The 1,145-nt window shown below is 57.2% G+C and carries 1 other annotated feature (running past one end of the window).

Features of this window, described 5'->3' with window-relative positions:
* The first annotated feature begins 160 nt into the window (after positions 1-160).
* Positions 161-1,145, forward strand: a sequence feature (most likely nonfunctional fraction of RNA operon); it runs 3,378 nt beyond the window's last position.

Raw genomic sequence — 1,145 nt, forward strand, 5'->3', positions numbered from 1 at the left:
TCTGGTCGGTGTGTGGTTGTTCTTTGAGAACTCAACAGGGTGCTTTAAAAGCCAGTGCCAATTATGATTTATACCCCGGACTGGTCGGGCTTTATGTCTGGCTGGTTGGGATTCCTTTGGCAACATTTGTTTGTTGTCAGGATGCTGTTCAACTAATTTTTTGTTGGAGAGTTTGATCCTGGCTCAGGACGAACGCTGGCGGCGTGCTTAACACATGCAAGTCGAGCGGAAAGGCCCTTCGGGGTACTCGAGCGGCGAACGGGTGAGTAACACGTGAGCAACCTGCCCCAAGCTTTGGGATAACCCTCGGAAACGGGGGCTAATACCGAATAGGACCTTTGACTGCATGGTTGAGGGTGGAAAGTTTTTCGGCTTGGGATGGGCTCGCGGCCTATCAGCTTGTTGGTGGGGTGATGGCCTACCAAGGCGATGACGGGTAGCCGGCCTGAGAGGGCGACCGGCCACACTGGGACTGAGACACGGCCCAGACTCCTACGGGAGGCAGCAGTGGGGAATATTGCACAATGGGCGGAAGCCTGATGCAGCGACGCCGCGTGAGGGATGACGGCCTTCGGGTTGTAAACCTCTTTCAGCAGGGACGAAGCGAGAGTGACGGTACCTGCAGAAGAAGCACCGGCCAACTACGTGCCAGCAGCCGCGGTAAGACGTAGGGTGCGAGCGTTGTCCGGATTTATTGGGCGTAAAGAGCTCGTAGGCGGCTTGTCGCGTCGACCGTGAAAACTTGGGGCTCAACTCCAAGCCTGCGGTCGATACGGGCAGGCTAGAGTTCGGTAGGGGAGACTGGAATTCCTGGTGTAGCGGTGAAATGCGCAGATATCAGGAGGAACACCGGTGGCGAAGGCGGGTCTCTGGGCCGATACTGACGCTGAGGAGCGAAAGCGTGGGGAGCGAACAGGATTAGATACCCTGGTAGTCCACGCTGTAAACGTTGGGCGCTAGGTGTGGGGGGCCTCTCCGGTTTCCTGTGCCGCAGCTAACGCATTAAGCGCCCCGCCTGGGGAGTACGGCCGCAAGGCTAAAACTCAAAGGAATTGACGGGGGCCCGCACAAGCGGCGGAGCATGCGGATTAATTCGATGCAACGCGAAGAACCTTACCTGGGTTTGACATGGCCGCAAAACTCAC

The sequence above is a fragment of the Micromonospora sp. NPDC005291 genome, assembly GCF_040607415.1.
In the GTDB taxonomy this organism is placed as follows: domain Bacteria; phylum Actinomycetota; class Actinomycetes; order Mycobacteriales; family Micromonosporaceae; genus Micromonospora.